This is a genomic window from Pseudomonas sp. EL_65y_Pfl2_R96, from assembly GCF_963970905.1.
Classification (GTDB): Bacteria; Pseudomonadota; Gammaproteobacteria; order Pseudomonadales; family Pseudomonadaceae; genus Aquipseudomonas.
The window spans coordinates 1-751 of the sequence record NZ_CAXAQH010000115.1; the positions used below are offsets into that span (position 1 = coordinate 1).

A 751-nucleotide genomic window follows, 5' to 3' on the forward strand; every position below is an offset into this window, starting at 1 on the left:
ATTAATCGTCTTTTCGACCAGCGCCTCAAGCTGCTGCATGGATTTCACTTGCTCGGCGAAAGCTGTCTTCAACAGCGGCTCATTCGCCCAGCTTTGCACCAGGCCGACCCGCGCCTGAACCAAGGCTGCGCGACGACGGAAGAGGCTCAGCAGCTGGCGGTACAGCGGTGATGGCGGGGTCCATGGATGAAGATCATCACCTTCGTTCTTCAGATAGCGAGCGAGCAGCCTGGCATCCAGCGCGTCGGTTTTGGCACGGACATTCACCCCTTTGCGGTAATGGCTGAGCTCATAGCCACCCACCATGTAAATCGTGCAGCCGGCCTCATAGGCCAGATCAGCGAACTCCAGGTGATAGATATTGGTCGATTCAATAGCTACCGCGACTGTCCCTGGCAAGGCCTTCAACCACGTCTTGATGGCTGCTTTGTTGTTGGGAATCTCTTCAAGCAGGTCAAGTTCGGCGCGATAGATCACCAGTTCGTTCTTGGCGACATCCACGCCTACGATCGGCTGTGTGACAGAAACCGGCATTGCCATTGTATTTCCTCCGGGATATGGTTTTGAACACTTGAAGGGCTCACTCAGAGGCGCAGGCTTGTTCCTATCGTCGGTCTAGCCAGATGCATTCTTTATCGGCGCTTGGGTGAAAGGAGGAGGGGCGAAATCTCCCACGGATCTGTACTGCGTCAACAGTCAGAATCGGGCTTTGTCCCTCCTCCTCCCTTCAAGTCCTACCATACAAGCGGGC

General features: G+C 55.4%; 1 protein-coding gene. It reads right to left on the reverse strand.

Translation table 11 applies throughout. The features are described from left to right. A partial coding sequence (locus AACY49_RS29725; protein WP_339527753.1) for an IS110 family transposase occupies positions 1-540 on the reverse strand: 540 nt, incomplete at its 3' end. Between the last annotated feature and the right edge of the window lie 211 nt (positions 541-751).